Origin of the sequence: Sinorhizobium saheli, assembly GCF_001651875.1 — a bacterium.
Taxonomy (GTDB): domain Bacteria; phylum Pseudomonadota; class Alphaproteobacteria; order Rhizobiales; family Rhizobiaceae; genus Sinorhizobium; species Sinorhizobium saheli.
In genome coordinates this window covers 1-22816 of sequence record NZ_LNQB01000059.1, presented here as the reverse complement: position 1 = coordinate 22816, position 22816 = coordinate 1, and the positions used below count along the sequence as shown (strand labels likewise).

Genomic DNA, 22816 nt, shown 5'->3' with positions numbered 1-22816 from the left:
ACGGATGCGCGGCAAGCGGCACCAGAATGCAGGCAAGGGCGGCAAGGGCAAGGCGAGGGAAGAAGCGGGCGCGGCGCCCGCCGGCCAGGCGAAGACGACGCTCGAGGGCCGCAGCTTCCTCTATGTCGGCGGTCGCGACTGCCAGGTCGCCCATTTGCGTGAGATCGCCAGCGCCTTCGGCGCGGAGCTCATCCATCACGATGGCGGCCTGCGCGAGGCAGTGTCGCGCATCGACCGGGTCCTGCCCTCTGTCGACTGCGTCTTCTGCCCGATCGATTGCATCAGCCACGATGCGTGTCTTCGCGTCAAGACCGGCTGCAAGAAGTGGGGCAAGGCCTTCGTGCCGCTGCGCAACGGCTCGAAGTCGAGCCTCGAGCGGGCGCTGCAGGACCTGACCGCCGACGACGGCCGTGACGGATAAACCTTCGAGAAAGAGGCGTTGGGGCGTTGTCTCGGCCCCGACCGCCTGGAGTCTTCAGATGGATGATGAACGTCCCGACCGGATGATGATGATCGGCCTGCACAAGCTCGCCGCCGAGCTCGGTGACGGGCTGGTGCCCGAACTCTACGAGCTCCTGACGCGCCGCGCCCGGATGATCGAGGAGAATGCCAACATCACCGCCTTTCCCGACTGGCAGACGCGCCCGCCGGCGCGAGACCCGCTCGGCCTTCCCTCGCCGAATGGCGGCGTGATCCTGCCGTTCCCGCGCGTAAGCACGGAATTGGCCCAGGGCAAGAAAGCGCTGGAGAAGTAGCGCGCCGAAAGAGGGGTAGTTGCGCTAGGCGCGACCGTCCCCGGCTACCGCCGAGGCAGAAAAGCCCCGAGCGCCACCGCCAGCCAGCCGGACATCATCGTCAGTCCGCCAAGGGGGGCCGACATCGGGAAGAGGCCGTGGCCGGCGAAATGGCGCATGGTGAGGTCCGCAGCGAAGAGCGCGGTGCCCGCCGCGATCAGCAGGGCGGCAACCCCGGCGGTGCGAAAATGCGCCCAGCCGGCATGGAGCGCCACGAGCGCCGGCGCGTGCGCGAGGCACATTGCGGAGGCGCCGCCGATGAGCCTCGGATCCGCCCCGTGCGACGCGGCCGCAGCGCTTGCGACCCCGAACAGGCCCATCAGACCGGCAACAAAAAGAACGCTTGCGCGCAATCCGCTCGTCGGCATCGACGCTATTCCTTGTTCTGCATGTGAAAGGCGAGACGGGTGATCGGCTCGAGGATGATCTCCCTGAGCTCCTGATGGGAGACCGTCTCTTCGAGTGCGCGGGTGAAGCAGAGCAGCCACTCGTCGCGTTCGGCGGGGCCGATCTCGGCGATGAAGTGCCGCCGGCGCAACATCGGTTGGCCGCGCTTTTCCACATAGATTGGCGGTCCGCCAAGCCAGCCGGTCAGATATTCGTAGAGCTTCTCCTCGCTGCCGGTGAGATCCGGCGGATGAACGGCCCGGCAGCGGGCGGCTTCCGGGAGCGTGTCCATGTGTTCGTAGAACCGTCGCGTCAGCAGGCGGACGGTGGCGTCGCCGCCGATCGCTTCATAGAGCGTCGTCGTTTCCGTCATGATCGATACTCGTCAGTTGGAGAGCGGGATCAGGGAGAGACGCGCACGCCTCCCGATCCCGCTCGATCTTTCTGTTCGTACAGCGCCCGACGGGGCCGGACAACAGAGGCCGGTCGCCTGGCATGCCGGCCGCTTGCGACGTTTCATCGCGGCAGGTGCCTGACGACTTGACAAACCGTCCAGACGGTATCTTTAATGAGCCATGTCGAGCGCCTATCATAGAAAGAAGCAGCCGGAGCGGGTCCGCAGCCAATTGCTGGAGGTCGCCGCGCGGCTGTCGCTGGAGCAGGGGATCGCGGCCCTGACGCTCGACGCGGTGTCACAGGCCGCCGGCGTCAGCAAGGGCGGGCTCCTGCATCACTTTCCGAACAAGCTCGCCCTGCTCGATGGCCTGTTCGACGAGCTGGTGGCCCGCTTCGACCGGGCGATCGAGGAGGCGATGGCGGCCGACAAGGTCGAGAAGGGTCGATTTACGCGAGCCTATCTCACGGTCTGCTTTGCGCTCGACCAGGGGGCTGAGGGGCAGGGCTGGCAGGCTCTGACGATCGCGCTGATCGCCGAGCCGCATCTCAAGGCCCGCTGGCGCGCGTGGGTGGCGCGACGGGCGGCGGAGTTCGCGACGACCGACAGTTCGCCCGATTGCCTGCTTGCCCGCTTCGCCGCCGACGGCGTGTGGCTTGCCGATCTGATCCGCAGCCACGAGCTCGATGCGTCGACGCGGGCGGCCATGCTCGAGAAGCTCAAGGCCTTGTCCCTGGCTTAGCGCGGGGGCGCGAGGCAGGTCAGTTCAATGATTTTTTTGGACCATCGGAGGCGTCCCCGTGAATCCCGCCATGCTTTACACAGTTCTGGTGATTGCCATCGTCTTCGAAGTGCTCGGCACCTCGGCCATGCAGGCGGCGCAGCATTTCACGCGGCTCATGCCCACGGCGCTGATGGTCGTCTGCTACGCGGTCGCCTTCTTCTTCCTCTCCTATACGCTCCGCTACATCCCGGTCGGCATCGCCTATGCCTTGTGGAGCGGCCTCGGCATCGTGCTGATCTCGGCCGTCGGCTACGTGACCTTCGGCCAGAAACTCGACCTGCCGGCAATCCTCGGCCTGGGGCTGATCATCGCCGGGGTGCTGGTCCTCAATCTCTTTTCGAAGTCGACATTTCACTGACCGACCGTCCAACGAGAATCTGCGGGGACAACCGCCCCCCGGAGCGGGATGCGCTCACATGCGCTGGCGCCGCCGTTCTACCTGTTTGTTTTTGCCGCATTTGCGCGACGTCAGGTGATTCCACCTGACTGCGAAATGCTCTAAAGCAGCGGCAGTTTCGCAATTTGCAGGAAGTCGACCAGGACCGCGAGCACGACAGCCGTGCTGACGGCGACCAGGCCACGAAGAAAGGACTTCTTGGCGCGGTCGTATACGCGTTGCCGGAGCGAGTCGGGTTCGATCAGGAGGCGCAGGGCATTGACCTGGCAGGCGATGCCGCCGGCGAGAAGGAGGATCGTCGGAAGGTCGACCATCTCCCAGGGCAAGGGATTTGCCGCCCAGTGTGACACGAAGCCGAGGGAGAACGACAGCACTATGCCGACGACGGTGAGGGTACCGTTGCGAAACAGCATTTCGACCAATGGCTCGTTTTCAGGTTCCAGGCTGCTGTTCATAGAGTCCTCCTCGCGCTGCGAAGGCCGATCCGGTTGAGCGACATGCGGCGGGGACGATCGCCTGCCGCTGCCTCATGGAAGAAATGGCAGATTCTCCCGCGCCTGCACATCTCAAGCGTGTGTTTGCGGGTGGTGTCTGAGGAGTTGGTTGAAGTTTCCCGCAATTTTTCGCCACAGCCCCACCGGGGAGACCTCCCGATATTCATTGAAATACGCGAACCGTTTTACTAGCATCATCCCTTGTCCTTCCCGGACGCGGCGTGGCGGTGTTCCATCCGATCTCCCTGAAATAACGAAGGAAATCTGGTATGCAGGCGGTTTTCGACGGCCATAACGACGTGCTTTTGCGCCTTTGGCAGCGCGCACGCGGCGGCAGCGATCCGGTCATCGAATTCATGGACGGCACCGACAAGGGCCATATCGATGCGCCGCGCGCCAGGGCCGGCGGTCTCGTCGGCGGTCTCTCGGCGATCTACGTCCCGTCGGGCGACCTGGTGCTGAAGATGCCGGATGAGAACGGCCACTATTCGACGCCGCTCGCCGCGCCCCTCGACCATCTGCCGTCGCTCGCGACCGCGATGGAGCTTGCCGATATCGCCATTCGGCTCGACCGGGCCGGTGCGTGGCGGCTCTGCCGCTCGACGGGCGAAATCCGCGAGGCGATCAAGGACGAGGTGTTCGCGGCGGTTCTGCACATGGAGGGCTGCGAGGCGATCGGGCCCGATCTTGCGGCGCTCGAGACCTTCTACGCTGCCGGACTTCGCTCGCTCGGCCCGGTCTGGAGCCGTCACAATGTCTTCGGCCACGGCGTCCCCTTCGCCTATCCGAGTTCGCCCGATACGGGCCCGGGACTGACCGAAGCCGGCGTCGAGCTCGTGCGCGCCTGCAACCGCCTCGGCATCCTGATCGACCTCGCCCACATGACCGAGCAGGGCTTTTGGGACGTGGCGAAGGCGACGGATCAGCCGCTCGTCACCAGCCATTCCAATGTTCACGCGCTGACGCCGGTCGCGCGCAACCTGACCGACAGGCAGCTCGATGCCATCCGCGAGAGCCGCGGCCTCGTCGGCCTGAACTATGCCACCACCATGCTGCGCGCCGACGGGCAGGAAAATGCCGCGACACCGCTGTCCGACATGGTGCGGCATGTCGACTATATGGTCGAGCGCATGGGCGTCGACTGCGTCGCGCTCGGGTCGGACTTCGACGGCGCGACGATCCCTGGAGAAATCGCTGACGCGGCGGGGAATCAGAAGCTCGTTGCCGCGCTGAGGGCCGCCGGATATGGTGACCGCGAGCTGAAAAAGATTTGCCGCGAGAACTGGCTTAGAATTCTGGGACAAGCGTGGCACGAGCCTGCCTGATCCCATGAAGAAGGGCCCGCAAAGGGCCGATAAAAAGAGGGAAGCGCAAAATGATGCATAAGCTCAATGGACGCCTTCGACTTCTGACCGCGACTGCGGCGCTCGCGCTGGCGATGGGCGCGGCGCAGCCGGCCTTCGCCGAAACACCGCAAGACACGCTGGTCGAGGGCTTCGCTTTCGACGACATCATCACCATGGACCCGGGCGAGGCCTTCGAGCTTTCGACCGCGGAAATGACCAGCAACACCTACAGCCTGCTCGTCCGCCTCGATCTCAACGACACGTCCAAGGTGGTCGGCGACCTCGCCGAAAGCTGGACGGTTTCCGACGACGGCCTCACCTATACGTTCAAGCTGAAACAGGGCATGAAGTTCGCCTCCGGCAATCCGATCACCGCCGAGGACGTGGCCTATTCCTTCGAACGGGCCGTCAAGCTCGACAAGAGCCCGGCCTTCATCCTCACGCAGTTCGGCCTCAATGGCGACAACGTCACCGAGAAGGCCAAGGCGGCCGACGAGCAGACCTTCGTCTTCACCGTCGACCAGCCCTATGCGCCGAGCTTCGTCCTGAACTGCCTGACCGCGACGGTCGCTTCCGTCGTCGACAAGAAGCTCGTGCTCGAACACGTCAAGCCCGTGACGCCGAGCAACGAATACAAGTACGACAACGACTTCGGCAACGAGTGGCTGAAGACCGGCTATGCCGGCTCCGGCCCCTTCAAGCTGCGGGAGTGGCGCGCGAACGAGGTCGTCGTGCTGGAACGCAACGACAATTATTACGGTGAGCCGGCGAAGCTCGCCCGCGTCATCTACCGCCACATGAAGGAGAGCTCCGGCCAGCGGCTGGCCCTCGAGGCCGGCGATATCGATGTGGCGCGCAATCTCGAGCCGGGCGACTACGAGGCCGTCGGCAAGAATGCCGATCTGGCGACGACGAGCGCGCCCAAGGGAACGGTCTACTACATCAGCCTCAACCAGAAGAACGAGAAGCTGGCCAAGCCCGAGGTGCAGCAGGCCTTCAAGTATCTGGTCGACTACGACGCGATCGGCGCGACGCTGATCAAGGGCATCGGCGAGATCCACCAGAGCTTCCTGCCGAAGGGCGTCCTCGGCGCCCTCGACGAGAACCCCTACAAGTTCGACGTCGCCAAGGCGAAGGAACTGCTGGCGAAGGCCGGCTATCCGGACGGGTTCACGGTGACGATGGACGTGCGCAACACCCAGCCGGTCACCGGGGTGGCCGAATCCTTCCAGCAGACGCTGGCACAGGCCGGTGTGAAGCTCGAGATCATCCCGGGCGACGGCAAGCAGACGCTGACGAAGTATCGCGCCCGCAACCACGATATGTACATCGGTCAGTGGGGCATGGATTATTTCGATCCGCACTCGAATGCCGACACCTTCACCAACAATCCGGACAATTCCGACGAGGGCACCAACAAGACGCTCGCCTGGCGCAATGCCTGGGACGTTCCGGAACTGAGCAAGAAGACCAAGGACGCGCTTCTCGAACGCGACAGCGCCAAGCGTGCCGAGATCTACGAGGAGTTGCAGAGGAGCGTCCTCGAGAATAGCCCCTTCGTCATCATCTTCCAGCAGATCGAGGTCGCCGGTCTTAGCGGCAAACTGAAGGGCTTCAAGCTCGGGCCGAGCTTCGACACCAACTATGTCTGGAACGTCTCCAAGGAATAGTCGAAAGGGCCTCTTCCTTGAGCATGATCGAAACAGTGCGAACGAGCGGGCGCCGGCGCGCCCGTTCCCGCAAGGCAGTTGCCGCGGCGCTGCAGTTCATCATCGTCGTGGCGACCACCTATCTCGGGCTTCTCGCCGTCACCTTCTTCATCGGCCGGGTGATCCCGATCGATCCGGTGCTCGCCGTTCTCGGCGACCGGGCGCCGCAGCATGTCGTCGAGCGGACGCGCGAGGCGATGGGGCTCAACCTGCCCCTTTACCAGCAGTTCCTCATCTATTGCCGGCAGGCGATCTCCGGCGATTTCGGCACGTCCGTGCTGACGACGAACCCGGTGATGACGGACATCCGCCGCGTCTTCCCCGCGACCATCGAGCTCGCGACGGTCGGCACGCTGATCGGTGCCTTCATCGGCGTGCCGCTCGGGGTGCTTGCCGCCGTCAAGCGCGGCAGCATCGCCGACCAGGTCGTCCGGGTCATCGGCCTCGTCGGCTATTCCGTGCCGATCTTCTGGCTGGCGCTGCTCGCACTCCTCGTCTTCTATGCGCGGCTGCGATGGGTCGCCTATCCCGGCCGCATCGACATCGTCTACGAATACACGTTCACGCCGATCACGGGCTTCTACCTTGTCGATGCGCTGTGGCAGGGGCAGTGGGACGCCTTCCGCGATGTCTTCCGGCACATCATCCTGCCGGCCTCGCTGCTCGGCTATTTCTCGCTCGCCTATATCAGCCGCATGACCCGCAGCTTCATGCTGAACGAGCTGCAGCAGGAATATATCGTCGCCGCACGCGCCAAGGGGCTTTCCGAGGCGCGGATCGTCTGGGGACATGCGCTGCGCAACGCCGCGGTGCCGCTCGTCACGGTGATCGCGCTTTCCTATGCCGGGCTGCTCGAAGGCTCGGTCTTGACCGAGACGGTCTTCGCCTGGCCGGGCCTCGGCCTCTACATCACCAATTCGCTGCAGAACGCCGACATGAACGCCGTTCTCGGCGGCACGATCGTCATCGGATCGGTGTTCATCGGCATCAATCTCCTGTCCGACCTTCTCTACCGGACGCTCGACCCGAGGACGCGCGCCCGATGAGCCTCGCCAGCGAAACACGCCCGATGACGCGCCGCGAGTGGCTGCTTTCCGACCGCCCGCAGTCGCGGCTCCAGGCCCGCCTCGGCCGAGCCTACATGACCTGGCGGCGGTTCTCGGCGAACCGCCTCGCCGTTTTCGGCCTCGCCATCCTGCTGGCGCTCGTTCTCGTCGCCATTTTCGCCGATGTGCTTGCGCCGCACTCGCCCTTCGCCGGCGATCTCGCCGGCGCACGGCTTCTGCCCCCGGGTAGCGGCGGCTATCTGCTCGGCACCGACGACCAGGGGCGGGATATCCTGTCGCGGCTCATCCACGGCTCGCGGCTGACGCTCGTCATCGTCGTTCTCGTCGCGGTCATCGCCGCGCCGGTGGGGCTGATCGTCGGCGCCGTCGCCGGCTATGCCGGCGGCTGGGTCGACGCGGTGCTGATGCGCATCACCGACATCTTCCTCGCCTTTCCGAAGCTCGTCCTGGCGCTCGCCTTCGTGGCGGCGCTCGGGCCCGGCATCGAAAACGCCGTCATCGCCATCGCCATCACCTCCTGGCCGCCCTATGCGCGCATCGCCCGCGCCGAAACGCTGACGGTGCGCAATTCCGACTACATCGCCGCCGTGCGGCTGATGGGCGCCTCGCCGTTGCGCATCGTCTTTCGTCACGTCATGCCGATGTGCCTGTCGTCGCTGATCGTGCGCGTCACCCTCGACATGGCCGGCATCATCCTGACGGCGGCGGGTCTTGGCTTCCTCGGGCTCGGCGCGCAGCCGCCGCTTCCCGAATGGGGCGCGATGATCGCCTCCGGCCGCCGGTTCATCCTCGACCAATGGTGGGTCGCGACGATGCCCGGCATCGCGATCCTCATCGTCAGCCTCGGCTTCAACCTGCTCGGCGACGGCCTGCGCGATGCGCTCGACCCGCGGGAGAGCGGTCAATGAGCGCGCTCCTGACCGTCGAAGACCTGCGCGTCCGGTTCCCGACGCGCACCGGCGTCATCGAGGCGGTGCGCGGCGTTTCCTTCACGCTCGGGCGCGAGCGCCTCGGCATCGTCGGCGAAAGCGGCTCCGGCAAGTCGCAGACGGGCAGGGCGATCATGGGGCTGACGCCCCCGCATGCCGAGGTGAGCGCGCGGACGCTCGCCTTCGGCGGCATCGACCTTCTCTCGGCCTCGCCGAAAGTGCGGCGGGATCTCCGCGGCAAGCGCATCGCCATGATCCTGCAGGACCCGAAATATTCGCTGAACCCGGTGATGAGCATCGGCCGGCAGATCGTCGAGACGCTGAAGCAGCATGAGAAGGTCGGCCGGGCGGAGGCGCGCGAGCGGGCGCTCGACATGCTGGCGGCGGTGCAGATCCGTGACCCGGCCCGCGTCTTCGACCTCTATCCGCACGAGGTTTCGGGCGGCATGGGGCAGCGGGCGATGATCGCCATGATGCTCATTGCCGGGCCGGAACTGCTGATCGCCGACGAGCCGACCTCGGCGCTCGACGTGACGGTGCAACTCGAAGTGCTGTCGATCCTCGACAAGCTGGTCGCCGAACGTGGCATGGGGCTGATCTTCATCTCGCACGATCTGAGGCTCGTCTCGTCCTTCTGCGACCGGGTGCTCGTCATGTATGCGGGCAAGATCGTCGAGGAGATCGCCGCCTCGGACCTCATGAATGCGAAGCATCCCTATACGCGCGGCCTCATGAACTGCATGCCGGTGATCGGCGCCGATCGCCATCCCTTGCCGGTGCTCGACCGCAAACCGGAGTGGGCGCTGTGACCGAGGCCGTTTCCGTCGACAATCTCAGCGTCGTCTTCGACGACTTCCGGGCGCTCGATCGGGTGAGCGTCGAGATCGCCAAGGGGGAATCCTTCGGTCTCGTCGGCGAGTCCGGTTCGGGCAAATCGACCCTGCTGCGCGCGATCGCCGGTCTTGCGCCCGCCAGCGAAGGCTCGATCCGCGTCGAGGGGCGAAAGTTGCAAGGGACGCGGCGCGACAAGGCCTTCTATCGCTCGGTGCAGATGGTGTTCCAGGACCCCTACGGCTCGCTCCACCCGCGCCAGACCGTCGACCGGCAACTGATGGAACCGCTGGCAATCCACGGCATCGATGACGGCGAGCGCCGCATCCTGAAGGCGCTGGACGAGGTGGGCCTAAGCTCCGGTTTCCGCTTCCGCTACCCGCACCAGCTTTCCGGCGGCCAGCGCCAGCGCATCGCGATCGCGCGCGCCCTCATCCTCGAACCGTCGATCCTGCTCCTCGACGAGCCGACCTCGGCGCTCGACGCCTCGGTGCAGGCGGAGGTGCTGAACCTCCTGGAAGAAGTGCGCCGCGCCCATGAGCTCACCTTCATCATGGTCAGCCACGATCTCGGCGTCGTCACGCATATGTGCGACCGGCTGGCAGTGATGCAGGGCGGAAGGGTCGTGGAGCGACTGACCTCAGCGGATCTTGTCGCGGGCCGGATCGGCGAGGATTATACGCGCAACCTGATGGTGGCGAGCAAAGGCTTTCGGCGGGAGACGGCATAGCCACTGATCGGGGTATCGCCAGGGCAGAGGGGGTATTGCCGTCCGCTTGTCAGAGAAGACTAAAACCCCGGTCCCGCTCCGACATCTGCGTCACCTCCAGCGGCCAGGCGATGGCGAGGCGCGGGTCGAGCGGGTTCAGCCCGCCCTCGGCGCCGGGGGCATAGGGTTTGTCGTGCAGGTAGATGAGTTCGCAATTCTCCGTCAGCGTCTGGAAGCCGTGCGCGAAGCCGCCCGGGATCATCATCGAGCGGGCGTTCTCGGCGCTCAGGACTTCGCCGTACCATTGCAGGTAGGTCGGCGAATCCGGCCGTATGTCGACGGCGACGTCGAAGACCGCCCCCGAAAGGCAGGAGACGAATTTCGTCTCGTCGTGCGGCGGCCGCTGGAAGTGCATGCCGCGGATCGTGCCCTTGTTGCGCGTCAATGTGTGATTGATCTGCGCGATCGCGCCGTCGCCGCCGAAATCGCTGAGCTCGTCGCGGCAGAAGAAGCGCGAGAAGAAGCCGCGCTCGTCGCCCGCCTGCTTGCGCTCGACGACCGTCAGGCCGGAAAGGGGAGTGGGGAGACGATTGAACCGCGACATGCATTCCTCGATCGATGGCATTTCAAGGACAAATCCATGCAGCAATCCGAACTGCTGCAGCTTTGCGCGCCCGATAAGACGCGCGGGCGCCGTAGGCTTCTTGCACGATCAGGCGTTGACGCGGCAAGCGCTAACTGGAAAAGAGTGCGAGAACGAACTGGGCGGCGGACGAGCTTGGAACGATTATGATCGAAGTGCACCCCACGGCGAAAATCAGCGCGCTCTGCGATATCGAGGAGTCCGTCCGCGGCACGCGCATCGTCGTCGGAGAGGCGTCGGTCATCGACAGTTTCGTCAAGATCAAGCCGGCCGGCGGCGCTGGTGATCTCGTGATCGGGCGGTTCTGCTACGTCAACAGCGGCTGCGTCTTCTACACCGGCAACGGCATCCGCATCGCCGACAATGTCCTGATCGCCGCCAACTGCACCTTTGCACCCGTCAACCACGCCTTCATGGACAAGGGCCGCCTCATCCGCGAGCAGGGCTTCCAGCCGAGCCGGGGCGGCATCGTCGTCGAGGAGGATGTCTGGATCGGGGCGAATTCGGTCATCCTCGACGGCGCCGTCCTCAGGAAAGGCTGCGTCATTGCCGCAGGCTCGATCGTGCGCGGCGAAGTCGAGGCCTATACCATCTGCGGCGGCAATCCGCTCAGGCGGCTCGGGGAGCGGTCGTGATGTTCACGGTTCTCGGCGCCTCCGGCTTCATCGGGCGCAACCTGGTGCGCCGGCTGCGCGAGCGCGGTCATGTCGTCAACGTTCCATCTCGCGCCGACATGCCGCGCGCCGGCGAGGACCTCGGCCATGTCATCTACGCCATCGGCCTGACCGCCGATTTTCGCTCGCGACCCTTCGACACCATCGAGGCGCATGTGTCGCTCGCCGCAAACATCCTGCGCGAGAATGCGTTTGCCTCGTTCCTCTATCTTTCCTCGACCAGGGTTTATGCCCATGGCGAGGACACGCGCGAGGGCGCGCGGCTGTCGGCGTCGCCGCTCGACCCGTCGGACCTCTACAATCTCTCGAAGCTTACCGGCGAGGCGATCTGTCTTGGCTCCGGCCGCGACAAGGTGCGGATCGCCCGGCTGTCGAACGTCGTCGGGCCGAACGAGGCGAAATCGGACACGTTCCTCGGCGCGCTCTGCCGCGAGGCAGGGCGCGGCCACATCCAGCTTCAAACAGCGCTCGATTCCTGCAAGGACTACATCTGGATCGACGATGCGGCGGAACTGCTGCTGCGGATCGCCGTCGAAGGGCGCCATTCCGTCTACAACGTCGCGAACGGAAGGCAGACCAGTCATGCCGAATGGTGCACGGCGATTCAAAGCCGGACGAAATGCTCCGTCGCGGTCAATGAAGGCGCGCCGACCCTCTCGTTTCCGCCGATCGCGATCGATCGGGTGAAGGACGAATTCGCTTTTGCCGCAACACCTGTGCTAGAGCGCATCCCTGAAATCCTGGGCACTCACGAGTCGGAACCCGATTCCGATCTGCGGGGCCCCACAAGCAGCAGGATCTGACATGGACCCTATCGAACAATTCCGCGCCGAGCGGGCGGCCGCGATCGACGGTTACAGCCGCGACGGCGATTTCCAGGCGCTTTCCCATCAATGGCGCGAAGCCTCGATGGCGAAGCGCTACGTCTATAATTTTGACTGGCTCGGCCGTCCGATCATCCAGTATCCGCAGGATATCGTGGCGATGCAGGAACTGATCTGGGCGACGCGCCCCGATCTGGTGATCGAGACCGGGATTGCCCATGGCGGCTCGCTGATCCTCAGCGCCTCGCTGCTCGCTATGCTCGACATGTGCGACGCGATCGAAGCGGGTACCGCTTTCGACCCGCGCCAGTCGAAGCGCAAGGTCATCGGCGTCGATATCGACATTCGCGCGCATAACCGCGCGGCGATCGAGAGCCACCCGATGGCAAGCCGCATCCAGATGTTCCAGGGCTCGTCCATCGACCCCGAAATCGTGAAGCAGGTGCGGGAGGCCTCGGCAGGCTACAAGCGCGTCATGGTCGCGCTCGATTCCATGCACACCCACGCGCATGTTCTCGCCGAGCTCGAGGCCTATGCGCCGCTGGTGACGCCCGGCTGCTATTGCGTCGTCTTCGACACGCTGGTGGAAGACCTGCCAGCCGGCTTCTTCAGCGACCGCCCCTGGGACGTCGGCGACAATCCGAAGACGGCTGTGCACGAATACCTGAAATCCCACCCGGAATTCGAGATCGACCGGTCGGTCGACAACAAGCTCATGGTCACCGTCGCGCCGGACGGTTTCCTCAAGAGGCTTTGAACGCTGATCCGGGCGAAGTTTGGAACTAGGTTTGCCCCTCACCCTAGCCCTCTCCCCGCAGGCGGGGAGAGGGGACTGGGAGGGCGCGGCATATCCTTCTCCCGCTCCGGGGAGGGGAGAGGGGGCCTCAGCGGGCGCCGCTTGTCCCTTCTCCCCGCTTGCGGGGAGAAGGGACAAGCGGCAGCGGGATGAGGGGCCGCTCACGACTGCGCCGTTGGCGTTTCAGCCAATTACCGCTTCAAATCACCCGGACTTCCGGGATGGCGACCACGAAGCGGCCGTCCCAGGCGCGGATATACGCGTGCGCCTTGACGATCTCGTCGGTCAAGTTCCAGGGCAGGATGACGACATAGTCGGGTTTCGCCGCCTCGAGCCTGGCCGGCTCGAAGATAGGGATGTGGCTGCCCGGTGAGAGCTTGCCCTGTTTCAGGTCGTTGCGGTCGACGATGAAGTCGATATCGGCGGCGGTGACGCCGCAGACGTTGAGGAAGGTGTTGCCCTTGGCGGCCGCGCCATAGGCGGCGACCCGCTTGCCCTCGCTCTTCGCGCGCTGCAGGAAGGCGCGAAAACCCTCGCAGACGGTGGCGATCCGCTGGCCGAAGGCGACATAGGTCGCCATCTCCTTGAGCCCGGCCGCGGCCTCTTCCGCCCGCACCCTGGCGAGCCCCTCGGTCGCGGCCCGCGTGCCGGTCATCGGCTGGGCGAAGACGCGCAGCGAGCCGCCATGGGTCGGCAGTTCCTCGACGTCGAAGACCTTCAGGCCGCATGCGCTGAAGATGCGCTCGACGCCGAGAAGCGACAGATAGGAATAGTGCTCGTGATAGATCGTGTCGAACTGGATGCCCTCGATCAACCGCAGGAGGTGCGGGAACTCGAAGGTGGCGATGCCGTCCGGCTTGAGGAGGATCGCAAAGCCGCTGACGAAATCGGCGATATCGGGCACATGCGCAAGGACATTGTTGGCGGCCGTGAGATCGGCGCGGATGCCGCGGCCAACGAGTTCGTTCGCCGTAGCGCGGCCGAAGAAGGCGACGTGGGTCGGCACGTTGCGGGTCTCGGCGATCCTGGCCGCGTTTGCGGCCGGCTCGACGCCGAGCACGGGCACGCCGCTGGCGGCGAAATACTGCAGCAGGTAGCCGTCGTTCGAGGCGACCTCCACGACCTGCGACGTGGCGCCGAGGCCGAAGCGCTCGGTCATCGTCTCGGCATAGCGCCGCGCATGGTCGAGCCAGCTCGTCGAGAAGGACGAGAGGTAGTGATAGTCGGCGTTGAAGATCTCGTCGGCCGGCACCGTCTCCGTGGTCTGCACCAGCAGGCAATCCGAACAGACCATCACCTTCAGCGGAAAGGCCTTTTCGCGCGCGACCGCTTCCTCGGTCGGCTCCAGGAACGAGTTGGACCAGGGTGTCGCGCCGAGGTCCGCAACGACGGTTTCGAGCGGGGTCGAGCAGAAGCGGCAGGAGTGGGGCATCGTGGTCAACGGCCTTTCGTAAATGCGTCGATCTGGTCAAGCGTGAGCTGAAGCGCGGCCTTGCCGCGGCGCCAGCCGTCGTACCAGCGGGCGGTCCATTCGATCGCCTCTCTTTGCGTGAGGCGCGCGCGCCAGGCGAGGCTCTCGCCGGCGAGCGCCGGGTCGAGGCCCAGCGTCTGCATCTCGCGCGGCTGCTCCAGCGACGAGACGTCGTCCCATTCGGGATCGAGTCCCATGACCGCCTGGATGGCGTTTGCCACGTCGCGCACGGGAATCTGCGGCTCAGCGGGCGAGGGGCCGAAGTTCAGTGCGTCGACGCCGCTTGCGCCGCCATGGAGCGCCTCGGCGAAGAGGAAGTAGCCGGTGAGGCAGTCGAGCACATGCTGCCACGGCCGCGTCGCGAGCGGGCTGCGGATGTTGAGCCTGGTGCCGGAAAGGGCGGCGCGGACGATATCCGGCACCAGCCGGTCGGTCGAGAAGTCGCCGCCGCCGATCACATTGCCGCCGCGGGCGGTGGCGACGCGGATGCCGCGCTCGCTGAAATAGGCTCTGCGCCAGGTCGCGACCGCCAGCTCGCAGGCGGCCTTCGAGCCGGAATAGGGATCATGTCCGCCGAGCGTGTCGGTCTCGCGGAAATGCCGCCCGCTCTCGTCGTTGCGATAGACCTTGTCGGTGGTGACGACGAGAATCGCCTTCACGGAAGGGGTGGCGCGCGCCACTTCGAGCAGCCGGATCGTCCCCATGACGTTGACGTCGAAAGTCTCGGCGGGCGTCGCATAGCTCTCGCGCACCAAGGGCTGCGCCGCCATGTGCAGGATGATCTCCGGTTCGCTCTGCCGCATCGTCGAAGCGAGCGCCGCGCCGTCGCGGATGTCGCCGAAGCGGCCCTGCGGCAGCCCGTCCCCATCGAGCAGGCCATGGAGCGACGGCTCGGAAACCGGTGGCAGCGCGTAGCCGGTGACGTGGGCGCCCAGTTGCTTCAGCCACAGGCCGGCCCAGCTTCCCTTGAAGCCGGTATGGCCGGTCAGGAGGACGCGCTTTCCCGACCAGAAAGCCGGATCAGGCAGGCGGCTCACGACCAGACCTTCCAGGGCGCACGGTTCTGCTGCCAGAGCTCCTCGAGCTGGTTCTTGTCGCGCAGCGTGTCCATCGGGCGCCAGAAGCCCTCATGCGGGAAGGCCATAAGCTCTCCGTCGCGCGCCAGTCCCTCGAGCGGCGCGCTTTCGAAAGCGATGTGGTCGCCGTCGATGCGGTCGAGGACGGAGCGGTTGAGCACGAAGAAGCCGCCATTGATGCGGCCGTTGTCGCCGGCCGGTTTTTCGGTGAAGCTCTTCACCTGACCGGATTCGATCGCCAGCGCGCCGTAGCGTCCCGGCGGCACGACGCTCGTCACCGTCGCCTCGCGGCCATGCCGGAGGTGAAAGTCGGTCAGCGCCCGGATATCGATGTCGGCGACGCCGTCGCCATAGGTGAGGCAGAACGTCTCGCCGAGATATTCGCCGACACGCTTCAGGCGGCCGCCGGTCATGGACTCAGAGCCCGTGTCCACCAGCGTGACGCGCCAGGGCTCCGCCTTGCTCGAGTGATAGATCGTCTCACCCGTCGCCATGTCGAAGGTGACGTCGGACAGATGCAGGATATAGTTGGAGAAATACTCCTTGATCATGTAGCCGCGATAGCCGAGGCAGATCACGAAATCGGAAAAGCCGTAGTGGCTGTAGATCTTCATGATGTGCCAGAGGATCGGGCGTCCGCCGATCTCGATCATCGGCTTGGGCCTCAGGTGGCTCTCCTCGGAGATGCGGGTGCCGTATCCGCCGGCGAGAATGACGACCTTCATGCTCAAACCTCACCCCTTCTGACCTGCTTCCATGCGCGGGTGGCGCGCCCGGCGCCGGCGACTCATTGGAGCATTTTCGGGACAATTGCAACAATGCGGCCGGTATCCGGAACCCGCTATGCGCGCTGCCGATCACCCGAAAGGAGTATGTCGGCTGCGCCCGGCTGCGCTTGTCGGTCGCCCGGCAAAGGCGCAGAATGCCGCGCTGCTGGGGCATGGTTCACCGTTGGAGGAGCGAATCATGAACGACATGAGCCTCACCAATCTCAATGCGGGAACGACGATGGTCAGCGCCGCGGCGATCGAGGCGCTGGCGGGGCGGCTGCGCGGCCGCGTGCTGAACGCCACCGACGCCGCCTATGACGGGGCGCGCACCATCTGGAACGCGATGATCGACCGCAGGCCCGGGCTGATCGTCCAATGCGCGGGCGCCGCCGATGTCGTCCATGCGGTCCGCTTCGCGGCCGAGAACCGGTTGCTCGTCGCCGTGCGCGGCGGCGGTCACAATATCGCCGGCAACGCGGTCTGCGACGGCGGCCTGATGATCGACCTCACGCCGATGAAGTCGGTGCGCGTGGACCAGACGACGAAGCGGGCCTGGGTCGAGCCGGGCGCGACGCTTGCCGATGTCGACCGGGAGACGCAGGCCTTTCGCCTGGCTGTGCCGACCGGCATCAACTCGACGACCGGGATTGCCGGTCTCACGCTCGGCGGCGGCTTCGGCTGGATCACCCGCAAGTTCGGATTGACCATTGACAGCTTGCTTTCCGCCGATGTGGTGACGGCGAGCGGCGAGCTGGTGCGGGCGAGCCCGACGGAACACCGCGACCTCTTCTGGGCCTTGAGGGGCGGCGGCGGCAATTTCGGCGTCGTCACCGCCTTCGAATTCGCCTTGCACGAGCTCGGACCCGAAGTCCTCTCCGGCCTCGTCGTCCATCCCTTCGAAGAGGCCGAAGGCGTCCTCGAAGCGTATCGGCAGGCGCTCGAAAGCGCACCGGACGAGCTCACCTGCTGGGTGGTGATGCGCCAGGCGCCGCCGCTGCCGTTCCTGCCCGCCGAGTGGCACGGCAAGGAGGTTCTCGTGCTCGCCATGTGCTATTGCGGCGATCTCGAGACGGGCGAGAAGGCGACGGCGGCCTTGCGCGCGATCGGCAAGCCGATCGTCGACGTCGTCTCGCCGCATTCCTTCGTCGCCTGGCAACAGGCCCTCGATCCGCTGCTCGCGCCGGGCGCCCGCAATTACTGGAAGAGCCATGATCTGATCGAGCTCTCCGATCCGACGATCGGCATTCTCACCGAGGCCATCGGCCAATTGCCCGGGCCGGAATGCGAGGTCTTCATCGGCCATCTCGGCGGCGCTGCCGAACGGGTGGCGGCGGAGGAGACCGCCTTCCCGCAGCGCAGCTCGCATTTCGTCATGAACGTCCATGCGCGCTGGCGCGAGGCGGCGATGGACGAGGCCTGTATCGACTGGGCGCGGCGGCTCTTCGCCGCCGTGAAGCCCCATGCGGCGGGCACGGCCTACGTCAACTTCATGCCGGCGGACGAGATCGACCGGGTCGAGGCCGCCTATGGCGGCAATTACGGCCGTCTCGTCGAGGTCAAGCGGCGCTATGACCCGCAGAACCTCTTCCGCATGAACCAGAACGTGGCGCCGCTCGAAGCGCGCGGCGCGGCCTGAGCCGGGCCGCCGGCTCCAGCGCCGCGCGTCCTGTCAGACGCGCAAAGGTCGCTGTGGCGCTTTTAATTTGCTGCATGTCCTTAAATCGAGGTCGAGCAAGGAGACATGCAGTCGGCAGGTGAAGTCAGCACACCCGATCGTCAACTCGAGGAGGAGATCAAATGTCACCGATGAGATTGCCAGCCGTGACCGCCCTTGCCGCCCTCATGACCATCAGCCCCGTGACCATCGCTGCCGCGCAAACGGCCGCGCCGGCTCCGCCGCCGGCCGAAGCGATGCCCGATCAGGACCGGGGCGACCGGCCGGAGATGCGCGGCGACGCAATGCGTGACGGCATGCGTGACGGCATGCGGGGCGATCGCATGAGAGGTCGCGACAGGATGCGGGGGATGATGAGGCACCGGCAGATGATGATGAAGATCATGTTCGCCATTGCCGATGCGGACAATGACGGCGCGCTTTCCTTCGAGGAGATCAGCACCATCCACCGGCGAATTTTCGACAAGGTCGACGCCAACCGCGACGGCAAGGTCACGCCCGAGGAGATCCAGGGGTTCTTCCGCGGCTGATGTATGTCGCGCAAGACTATGCCGCGGTCTTGGGACAGCGACAGGCATGAAGACAAGGACCCGAAGGTCCGCTAGGTTTGGAAGCTTTCTCATCCCCGGGGCGGCAGCCGCCGGCCCGGGGTTTCCTGTTGCGGGGATCGAATGGCAAAATTCCAGTTGAAGCGGGTCTACGAGGCGCCGGCGGCAAGCGACGGGACGCGCATCCTCGTCGACCGGCTCTGGCCGCGCGGCCTCACCAAGGACAAGGCGCAGATCGACCTCTGGCTCAAGGACATCGCCCCGAGCGACGCGCTGCGCAAACGCTTCCACGGCAAGCCGGAGGACTGGGAGGCGTTTTGCGAGGCCTATGCGGCGGAGCTCGAAGGCGAGGCGGCGCAGGCGGCGGTGAAGGAACTCGCCGATCATCTCGGGGAGGGGCCGGTGACGCTGCTTTATGCGGCGCGCGACGAGAGCCGGAACAATGCCGTGGCGCTGAAAGCGTGGCTCGAGAAGAGGCGACCGGAGGGATCGCGCTCGTAGGGCGGGCGGCGCTTGTCAGCAGGCGCCAATCGGTCCCGCATCGTAAATCGCCAGCAGCGAGACAACGCCCCGAAATCACGGGCGGGCGGGCCGACCGCTCACAACTGCTGCCGATCGCTTCGCCGACGCTGAAAGACCCGCGATCCGAAGCCTTGTCCCTTACGTCACTTCGGGTTCTCATCACAGGATTTCGATTTTACTACAGGTCCCTGCCGCAATACCCTCTCCCAGGCTTGTTCAAAACCGGAAGCCGGGAGGATATCATGAAGCGCATGCTCGCAGTCGCCGCGGCCGTCCTGGCGTGTTCCGTCATGGGCGCCTCTGCCCAGGAAACGTCCATGAGCTTTTTCGTGACCAGTGCCAATCCGGGCAAGGGCGGCGATCTTGGCGGCCTTGCGGGCGCCGACGCCTATTGCAATACGCTCGCGACGGCGAGCGGCTCCACCGGCAAGACCTGGCGGGCCTATCTTTCCACCGACGCGGAGAATGCCAGGGACCGCATCGGCGCGGGCCCGTGGCACAACGCCAAAGGCGAGAAGATCGCCGACGACGTCGCCTCGCTGCACAGCGACAACAACAATCTGACCAAGCAGACGGCGCTCAACGAAAAAGGCGAAGTCATCAATGGCCGCGGCGACACGCCGAACCGGCACGACATCCTGACCGGATCGAAACCAGACGGCACCGCCGCCCCCGAGACCTGCGGCAACTGGACGATGGGCGGCGCGGAGGGCGCCGCCATCGTCGGCCACAGCGACCGCACCGGCCTCGACGAATCCGCCGAAGCGAAATCCTGGAACTCCTCGCACACGACCCGCGGCGGCTGCACCCAGGAGGCCTTCAAGAGCACGGGCGGCGATGGGCTGTTCTATTGCTTTGCGGTGGATTGAGCGGGACGGCGCGATGGGGATTGTAAAGCTTTTAAACTTATCGCGCTGACCGAATGGAGCGGGCGCCTCGCTTTTCTACCTCAAGAAGCTGGCTTTGACGTAAAGGTCTCTGCCAGACCTCCGCGTAGCCCTCGGTTCAATTTGACCAGACTGGCGCCGCCGCTCGCAGCCGGGCGCGAGCGCCTTGCCGGCGGGTCGATTTCATCGATCGCTGCGATCGATGCTCCAACGGGCTAGCTAGAGGGTGGTCCCGACCGGTGAACGAAGCCTTTCGACACGCCCATCAGCCTACTGCGTCAATTTTTCAGTTGGAAACTCTTTAAACCATTGAGTGTACGCTTGTTCTGGTGCGTCAGACGCATAGGCTCGGTTTTCAACCTATCGGCCGATAATCCTGTATGCTGCGGGCGTTGTGTGATTCTGAGAGATTTGAATGATTTGCTATTCGACGAATGATGTCCGGAGTGCGCTTGAGTCGGGCGAGACGTTCATCATCTATAATGGCGATTGCCGGCACCTGTTCGAGTCAACTAGTCCCGAAAGCATTGATTTCACACTAACATCGCCCCCTTATTTCATGGGCAAGGCATACGATCGATCTTACAGGCTTAATGATTTCATTGCAGATCATCAGGAAATTGCTCCGGAAGTTGCGAAGTTAACCAAGACTGGCGGCAACATCGCATGGCAAGTTGGCCATCACGTGAAAAACGGTGTCGACGTACCGCTTGATTTCCCAACTTATCAGACATTCTCAAACATTGATAACTTGATCCTGCGCAACCGAATTATATGGACTTTTGGCCACGGCGTACATGCAACTAAGCGGTTCAGCGGCCGCCATGAGGCCATTCTATGGTTCAGTAAAGGCGATAATTATTACTTCGATCTCGATGCTGCGCGCGTTCCGCAGAAGTATCGCGGCAAAACTTTCTATAAGGGACCCAAGAAGGGGCAGTTGAGCAGCAACCCGAATGGTAAAAATCCCGGTGATGTGTGGGATATACCCAATGTCAAGGCAAACCATGTAGAGAAAACGGCGCATCCCTGTCAGTTCCCAGTGGCGCTTGCGCAGCGTTTGATAAGGGCCCTTTCGCCGCCAGGTGGGGTCGTCTTCGATCCATTCGCAGGATCCGGAAGTACCGGTATAGCAGCAGCACTTGATGGACGCCGCTTCTTAGGCGCGGACGTAAATGAAGAATATTGCAAGATTGCTCAAAATCGATATGAAATGCTACTCGACCAAAAATTGCAAGTCCGCCCGCTAGACAAACCGGTTTATGAACCAAATCCTCGCTCGAAAGTCGCCCGCTTACCTGATCCTCAAACCGAAGTTGAAAGCATTCCATGACAGTAGAGGCAAGTGCTCATCCTGAGAAACGGCTCTTCATTTCTCTTCTTACCCGAGATATTAGCCTCGCGGATGCGTTTCTAGATGTTCTCGACAATTCTATAAACGCGGCGCTCAAATCGTCATCAATATCTGCAAAGAACACGAGTTCATATCTAAGACTCTTGGAAAACCCACCAGCAAAGCGGTTCAAAGTATCTTTGTCCTTCACGCCTACCAAGGTGACGATTGAGGATGATTGCGGGGGTATAAGCTTTGTTGATGCTCGCGACCACGTTTTCGTTTTCGGTGCAGCAGATCAGGAAAGTCATCAAGAAGATCAGTTGAGTGTGTATGGCATCGGGCTGAAGCGTGCCATGTTCAAGCTCGGCAAGAATATCCAAATGACTTCGGACCATAAGGATGGAGGCTTCGAGCTAAAGCTTGATGTCGGGAAATGGGCCGAGTCGAAGGAGCAGCCTTGGAAGTTCAACATCGATGAGCGTCCGCGCGCATCGAGTGGCACAACCACCCTTGAGGTGACGGCACTCTACAAGGCAGTGACGAGTCGGTTGAGCGATGCACTCTTCGAAAGTCAGTTGAGAGACCGTATAGCGCGCGCTTACTCGTTTTTTATATCAAAGATCATCGACATATATGTCAACGGCCATCCGGTAGTCGCCGAACAAGTCGCTATCAGTGACAACCAAGCGTCTGAGAATTTTTCGGTTGAGGATGTGAACGTAGCTATCTTGGCGGGTCTCGGCGTTCCAAAAGACAAGCGCTATGTAGCTGAGACCGCAGGCTGGAACGTATATTGCAACGGGCGCTCTGTCATTTCCTATGATAAGACTAGTCTAACGGGATGGGGGGTAGATGGTTTGCTTCCGGCATTCCAGCCGAAGCACCGACCGTTCGTAGGCATAGTGTTCTTCACCTCTGATCACCCTGAATCGCTTCCATGGACAACTACTAAGCTTGGCGTTAATACTGACAATATTGTATGGCAGCGCACGCTTAAACGCATGGCCGACATCGGTAAACAGGTCACGCGGTTCCTTGATGCGCGGTACAGCGAAGATGGCACATCGATTTCTTCGGACGAATTACAAGACGCGATTGGTTCATCAAAAACAGTGACCCTCAAAATTGCTAGCACACCGCTGTTATTCAAAGCGCCGCCTAAGCCGCCAAATAATATGACTACTATTCAATATAAGGTGGAGAAAAAGCAGCTCGCAGACGCGAAGGCTGCAACTGGGCAGAAGTCTATTTCAAATAGTGAATTTGGCCGGTACACCTTCGACTACTTCGTAGATAACGAGGTCAATTGATGGCCAAGTCAACTGCTTCGTTCATAGCCTACGATGTACGTCCAGAAAAGCAGATCGAAAGGCGGGCAATCGTCGAATACCTAAATCTCTCACGGCAAGCTGGCTTTGACGTTGGAAGTTATCGATATCTTGGATTTGGAGGGACCAAGTTCATTGACTTCCAGATAATGTCAAAATATGTCGGCATGAACAGCTATGTTAGTATCGAACATGACGGCGAAATTTTCAAACGCTGTGCATTCAATAAACCCTTTAGCTCAATCCAGATGTATGAAGGTGAAGTGACCGATTTCTTGTCGGCAGATACCTACGAGGGTAAAACAGTTTTTTGGCTTGATCTTGAACTTAAGTTAACGAGCGCCGTGAACCGCGCCGGGTTTGCCGGAGGCCGGTTGGTTTAAGTTATGCGGCCATGGCTGGCTCGTCCAGCATGGCGTAATACT

The 22816-nt window shown here is 63.3% G+C and carries 27 protein-coding genes; 20 read left to right on the top strand and 7 right to left on the bottom strand.

Annotation, left to right across the window (positions count from 1 at the left end; genetic code table 11):
• The first annotated feature begins 4 nt into the window (after nt 1-4).
• Both ATB98_RS05260 and ATB98_RS05255 read left to right on the top strand, forming a co-directional pair.
• Entirely contained in the window at nt 5-421 is a 417-nt protein-coding gene (locus ATB98_RS05260) for a DUF2325 domain-containing protein (RefSeq protein ID WP_066870084.1), read from the top strand.
• A 58-nt stretch (nt 422-479) separates the two neighbouring features.
• A complete protein-coding gene (locus ATB98_RS05255) occupies nt 480-755 on the top strand; it encodes a hypothetical protein (protein WP_066870081.1) in 276 nt (91 codons plus the stop codon).
• 44 nt (nt 756-799) lie between these two features.
• On the opposite strand, the gene ATB98_RS05250 is transcribed toward ATB98_RS05255, so the two are convergent.
• A complete protein-coding gene (locus ATB98_RS05250; protein ID WP_066870078.1) occupies nt 800-1162 on the bottom strand; it encodes a DUF423 domain-containing protein in 363 nt (120 codons plus the stop codon).
• A gap of 5 nt (nt 1163-1167) precedes the next feature.
• Nucleotides 1168-1554, bottom strand: coding sequence for a globin domain-containing protein (locus tag ATB98_RS05245; RefSeq protein WP_066870075.1), 387 nt, complete (start codon nt 1552-1554; stop codon nt 1168-1170).
• A 202-nt stretch (nt 1555-1756) separates the two neighbouring features.
• Between ATB98_RS05245 and ATB98_RS05240 the strand changes: the two genes are divergently transcribed.
• Together ATB98_RS05240 and ATB98_RS05235 are read left to right on the top strand one after the other, a co-directional pair.
• A complete protein-coding gene (locus ATB98_RS05240; RefSeq protein ID WP_066870072.1) occupies nt 1757-2317 on the top strand; it encodes a TetR/AcrR family transcriptional regulator in 561 nt (186 codons plus the stop codon).
• A gap of 70 nt (nt 2318-2387) precedes the next feature.
• The gene (locus tag ATB98_RS05235; RefSeq protein WP_066870069.1) at nt 2388-2717 is read left to right on the top strand and encodes an SMR family transporter; all 330 of its coding nucleotides are present in this window, start codon (nt 2388-2390) and stop codon (nt 2715-2717) included.
• Nucleotides 2718-2857: 140 nt separating this feature from the next.
• Here the strand turns inward: ATB98_RS05235 and ATB98_RS05230 are convergent, their stop codons facing one another.
• Complete coding sequence (locus tag ATB98_RS05230) at nt 2858-3211, bottom strand: hypothetical protein (protein ID WP_066870066.1); 354 nt, start codon at nt 3209-3211, stop codon at nt 2858-2860.
• 308 nt (nt 3212-3519) lie between these two features.
• Between ATB98_RS05230 and ATB98_RS05225 the strand changes: the two genes are divergently transcribed.
• From ATB98_RS05225 to ATB98_RS05200, 6 genes are read left to right on the top strand one after another with little or no spacing between them, the layout of a single operon-like run.
• Nucleotides 3520-4575, top strand: coding sequence for a dipeptidase (locus tag ATB98_RS05225; protein WP_066870063.1), 1056 nt, complete (start codon nt 3520-3522; stop codon nt 4573-4575).
• 50 nt (nt 4576-4625) lie between these two features.
• Nucleotides 4626-6266: an ABC transporter substrate-binding protein gene (locus ATB98_RS05220; RefSeq protein WP_066870060.1), complete on the top strand. Its 1641-nt coding sequence runs from the start codon at nt 4626-4628 to the stop codon at nt 6264-6266.
• 23 nt (nt 6267-6289) lie between these two features.
• Nucleotides 6290-7351: an ABC transporter permease gene (locus ATB98_RS05215; RefSeq protein ID WP_066870057.1), complete on the top strand. Its 1062-nt coding sequence runs from the start codon at nt 6290-6292 to the stop codon at nt 7349-7351.
• The gene (locus ATB98_RS05210; protein WP_066870054.1) at nt 7348-8280 is read left to right on the top strand and encodes an ABC transporter permease; all 933 of its coding nucleotides are present in this window, start codon (nt 7348-7350) and stop codon (nt 8278-8280) included. The genes ATB98_RS05215 and ATB98_RS05210 overlap by 4 nt, the downstream gene beginning before the upstream one ends.
• Nucleotides 8277-9110 (top strand): ABC transporter ATP-binding protein, encoded by an 834-nt coding sequence (locus ATB98_RS05205; RefSeq protein ID WP_066870051.1) that lies wholly within the window; start codon nt 8277-8279, stop codon nt 9108-9110. Before ATB98_RS05210 ends, ATB98_RS05205 begins: the two co-directional genes overlap by 4 nt.
• Complete coding sequence (locus ATB98_RS05200; protein WP_066870047.1) at nt 9107-9862, top strand: ABC transporter ATP-binding protein; 756 nt, start codon at nt 9107-9109, stop codon at nt 9860-9862. Before ATB98_RS05205 ends, ATB98_RS05200 begins: the two co-directional genes overlap by 4 nt.
• A 49-nt stretch (nt 9863-9911) precedes the next feature.
• Here ATB98_RS05200 and ATB98_RS05195 read toward each other — a convergent pair whose 3' ends face one another.
• The gene (locus ATB98_RS05195; protein WP_066870248.1) at nt 9912-10445 is read right to left on the bottom strand and encodes a dTDP-4-dehydrorhamnose 3,5-epimerase family protein; all 534 of its coding nucleotides are present in this window, start codon (nt 10443-10445) and stop codon (nt 9912-9914) included.
• A gap of 185 nt (nt 10446-10630) precedes the next feature.
• Here ATB98_RS05195 and ATB98_RS05190 point away from each other — a divergent pair, with 185 nt between their 5' ends.
• The 3 genes from ATB98_RS05190 to ATB98_RS05180 are packed head-to-tail and all read left to right on the top strand — an operon-like array spanning nt 10631 to nt 12739.
• On the top strand, nt 10631-11119 hold the full coding sequence (locus ATB98_RS05190) for an acyltransferase (RefSeq protein ID WP_066870043.1): 489 nt from the start codon (nt 10631-10633) through the stop codon (nt 11117-11119).
• Nucleotides 11119-11961, top strand: a complete 843-nt coding sequence (locus ATB98_RS05185; RefSeq protein ID WP_066870041.1) for an NAD-dependent epimerase/dehydratase family protein — start codon at nt 11119-11121, stop codon at nt 11959-11961. The genes ATB98_RS05190 and ATB98_RS05185 overlap by 1 nt, the downstream gene beginning before the upstream one ends.
• A gap of 1 nt (nt 11962) precedes the next feature.
• A complete protein-coding gene (locus ATB98_RS05180; protein WP_066870039.1) occupies nt 11963-12739 on the top strand; it encodes a cephalosporin hydroxylase family protein in 777 nt (258 codons plus the stop codon).
• Between the two features lie 238 nt (nt 12740-12977).
• Here ATB98_RS05180 and ATB98_RS05175 read toward each other — a convergent pair whose 3' ends face one another.
• The 3 genes from ATB98_RS05175 to rfbF are packed head-to-tail and all read right to left on the bottom strand — an operon-like array spanning nt 12978 to nt 16050.
• Nucleotides 12978-14210 (bottom strand): class I SAM-dependent methyltransferase, encoded by a 1233-nt coding sequence (locus ATB98_RS05175; protein WP_066870245.1) that lies wholly within the window; start codon nt 14208-14210, stop codon nt 12978-12980.
• 5 nt (nt 14211-14215) lie between these two features.
• On the bottom strand, nt 14216-15286 hold the full coding sequence (rfbG, locus tag ATB98_RS05170) for a CDP-glucose 4,6-dehydratase (RefSeq protein WP_066870036.1): 1071 nt from the start codon (nt 15284-15286) through the stop codon (nt 14216-14218).
• Nucleotides 15283-16050 (bottom strand): glucose-1-phosphate cytidylyltransferase, encoded by a 768-nt coding sequence (rfbF, locus tag ATB98_RS05165; RefSeq protein ID WP_066870034.1) that lies wholly within the window; start codon nt 16048-16050, stop codon nt 15283-15285. The genes rfbG and rfbF overlap by 4 nt, the downstream gene beginning before the upstream one ends.
• A gap of 241 nt (nt 16051-16291) precedes the next feature.
• Here rfbF and ATB98_RS05160 point away from each other — a divergent pair, with 241 nt between their 5' ends.
• From ATB98_RS05160 to ATB98_RS05130, 7 genes are all read left to right on the top strand, one after another.
• On the top strand, nt 16292-17731 hold the full coding sequence (locus tag ATB98_RS05160; RefSeq protein ID WP_066870031.1) for an FAD-binding oxidoreductase: 1440 nt from the start codon (nt 16292-16294) through the stop codon (nt 17729-17731).
• 161 nt (nt 17732-17892) lie between these two features.
• Nucleotides 17893-18300, top strand: a complete 408-nt coding sequence (locus tag ATB98_RS05155) for an EF-hand domain-containing protein (protein WP_066870029.1) — start codon at nt 17893-17895, stop codon at nt 18298-18300.
• A 141-nt stretch (nt 18301-18441) separates the two neighbouring features.
• Entirely contained in the window at nt 18442-18819 is a 378-nt protein-coding gene (locus ATB98_RS05150; protein WP_066870026.1) for a DUF488 domain-containing protein, read from the top strand.
• 263 nt (nt 18820-19082) lie between these two features.
• A complete protein-coding gene (locus tag ATB98_RS05145; protein WP_066870023.1) occupies nt 19083-19709 on the top strand; it encodes a hypothetical protein in 627 nt (208 codons plus the stop codon).
• A gap of 433 nt (nt 19710-20142) precedes the next feature.
• Nucleotides 20143-21060, top strand: coding sequence for a DNA-methyltransferase (locus ATB98_RS27820; protein ID WP_084435304.1), 918 nt, complete (start codon nt 20143-20145; stop codon nt 21058-21060).
• Nucleotides 21057-22373 (top strand): ATP-binding protein, encoded by a 1317-nt coding sequence (locus ATB98_RS05135; protein WP_084435301.1) that lies wholly within the window; start codon nt 21057-21059, stop codon nt 22371-22373. Before ATB98_RS27820 ends, ATB98_RS05135 begins: the two co-directional genes overlap by 4 nt.
• Nucleotides 22373-22774 (top strand): O-methyltransferase, encoded by a 402-nt coding sequence (locus ATB98_RS05130; RefSeq protein WP_066870014.1) that lies wholly within the window; start codon nt 22373-22375, stop codon nt 22772-22774. The genes ATB98_RS05135 and ATB98_RS05130 overlap by 1 nt, the downstream gene beginning before the upstream one ends.
• The last annotated feature ends 42 nt before the right edge of the window (nt 22775-22816 follow it).

What these genes read in the sequence shown, in the direction of transcription:
- ATB98_RS05260 (WP_066870084.1), top strand. Translation starts at nt 5, where the DNA reads ATGCGCGGCAAGCGGCACCAGAATGCAGGCAAGGGCGGCAAGGGCAAG.
- ATB98_RS05255 (WP_066870081.1), top strand. Translation starts at nt 480, where the DNA reads ATGGATGATGAACGTCCCGACCGGATGATGATGATCGGCCTGCACAAG.
- ATB98_RS05250 (WP_066870078.1), bottom strand. Translation starts at nt 1,162, where the DNA reads ATGCCGACGAGCGGATTGCGCGCAAGCGTTCTTTTTGTTGCCGGTCTG.
- ATB98_RS05245 (WP_066870075.1), bottom strand. Translation starts at nt 1,554, where the DNA reads ATGACGGAAACGACGACGCTCTATGAAGCGATCGGCGGCGACGCCACC.
- ATB98_RS05240 (WP_066870072.1), top strand. Translation starts at nt 1,757, where the DNA reads ATGTCGAGCGCCTATCATAGAAAGAAGCAGCCGGAGCGGGTCCGCAGC.
- ATB98_RS05235 (WP_066870069.1), top strand. Translation starts at nt 2,388, where the DNA reads ATGCTTTACACAGTTCTGGTGATTGCCATCGTCTTCGAAGTGCTCGGC.
- ATB98_RS05230 (WP_066870066.1), bottom strand. Translation starts at nt 3,211, where the DNA reads ATGAACAGCAGCCTGGAACCTGAAAACGAGCCATTGGTCGAAATGCTG.
- ATB98_RS05225 (WP_066870063.1), top strand. Translation starts at nt 3,520, where the DNA reads ATGCAGGCGGTTTTCGACGGCCATAACGACGTGCTTTTGCGCCTTTGG.
- ATB98_RS05220 (WP_066870060.1), top strand. Translation starts at nt 4,626, where the DNA reads ATGATGCATAAGCTCAATGGACGCCTTCGACTTCTGACCGCGACTGCG.
- ATB98_RS05215 (WP_066870057.1), top strand. Translation starts at nt 6,290, where the DNA reads ATGATCGAAACAGTGCGAACGAGCGGGCGCCGGCGCGCCCGTTCCCGC.
- ATB98_RS05210 (WP_066870054.1), top strand. Translation starts at nt 7,348, where the DNA reads ATGAGCCTCGCCAGCGAAACACGCCCGATGACGCGCCGCGAGTGGCTG.
- ATB98_RS05205 (WP_066870051.1), top strand. Translation starts at nt 8,277, where the DNA reads ATGAGCGCGCTCCTGACCGTCGAAGACCTGCGCGTCCGGTTCCCGACG.
- ATB98_RS05195 (WP_066870248.1), bottom strand. Translation starts at nt 10,445, where the DNA reads ATGTCGCGGTTCAATCGTCTCCCCACTCCCCTTTCCGGCCTGACGGTC.
- ATB98_RS05190 (WP_066870043.1), top strand. Translation starts at nt 10,631, where the DNA reads ATGATCGAAGTGCACCCCACGGCGAAAATCAGCGCGCTCTGCGATATC.
- ATB98_RS05185 (WP_066870041.1), top strand. Translation starts at nt 11,119, where the DNA reads ATGTTCACGGTTCTCGGCGCCTCCGGCTTCATCGGGCGCAACCTGGTG.
- ATB98_RS05180 (WP_066870039.1), top strand. Translation starts at nt 11,963, where the DNA reads ATGGACCCTATCGAACAATTCCGCGCCGAGCGGGCGGCCGCGATCGAC.
- ATB98_RS05175 (WP_066870245.1), bottom strand. Translation starts at nt 14,210, where the DNA reads ATGCCCCACTCCTGCCGCTTCTGCTCGACCCCGCTCGAAACCGTCGTT.
- rfbF (WP_066870034.1), bottom strand. Translation starts at nt 16,050, where the DNA reads ATGAAGGTCGTCATTCTCGCCGGCGGATACGGCACCCGCATCTCCGAG.
- ATB98_RS05160 (WP_066870031.1), top strand. Translation starts at nt 16,292, where the DNA reads ATGAACGACATGAGCCTCACCAATCTCAATGCGGGAACGACGATGGTC.
- ATB98_RS05155 (WP_066870029.1), top strand. Translation starts at nt 17,893, where the DNA reads ATGTCACCGATGAGATTGCCAGCCGTGACCGCCCTTGCCGCCCTCATG.
- ATB98_RS05150 (WP_066870026.1), top strand. Translation starts at nt 18,442, where the DNA reads ATGGCAAAATTCCAGTTGAAGCGGGTCTACGAGGCGCCGGCGGCAAGC.
- ATB98_RS05145 (WP_066870023.1), top strand. Translation starts at nt 19,083, where the DNA reads ATGAAGCGCATGCTCGCAGTCGCCGCGGCCGTCCTGGCGTGTTCCGTC.
- ATB98_RS27820 (WP_084435304.1), top strand. Translation starts at nt 20,143, where the DNA reads ATGATTTGCTATTCGACGAATGATGTCCGGAGTGCGCTTGAGTCGGGC.
- ATB98_RS05135 (WP_084435301.1), top strand. Translation starts at nt 21,057, where the DNA reads ATGACAGTAGAGGCAAGTGCTCATCCTGAGAAACGGCTCTTCATTTCT.
- ATB98_RS05130 (WP_066870014.1), top strand. Translation starts at nt 22,373, where the DNA reads ATGGCCAAGTCAACTGCTTCGTTCATAGCCTACGATGTACGTCCAGAA.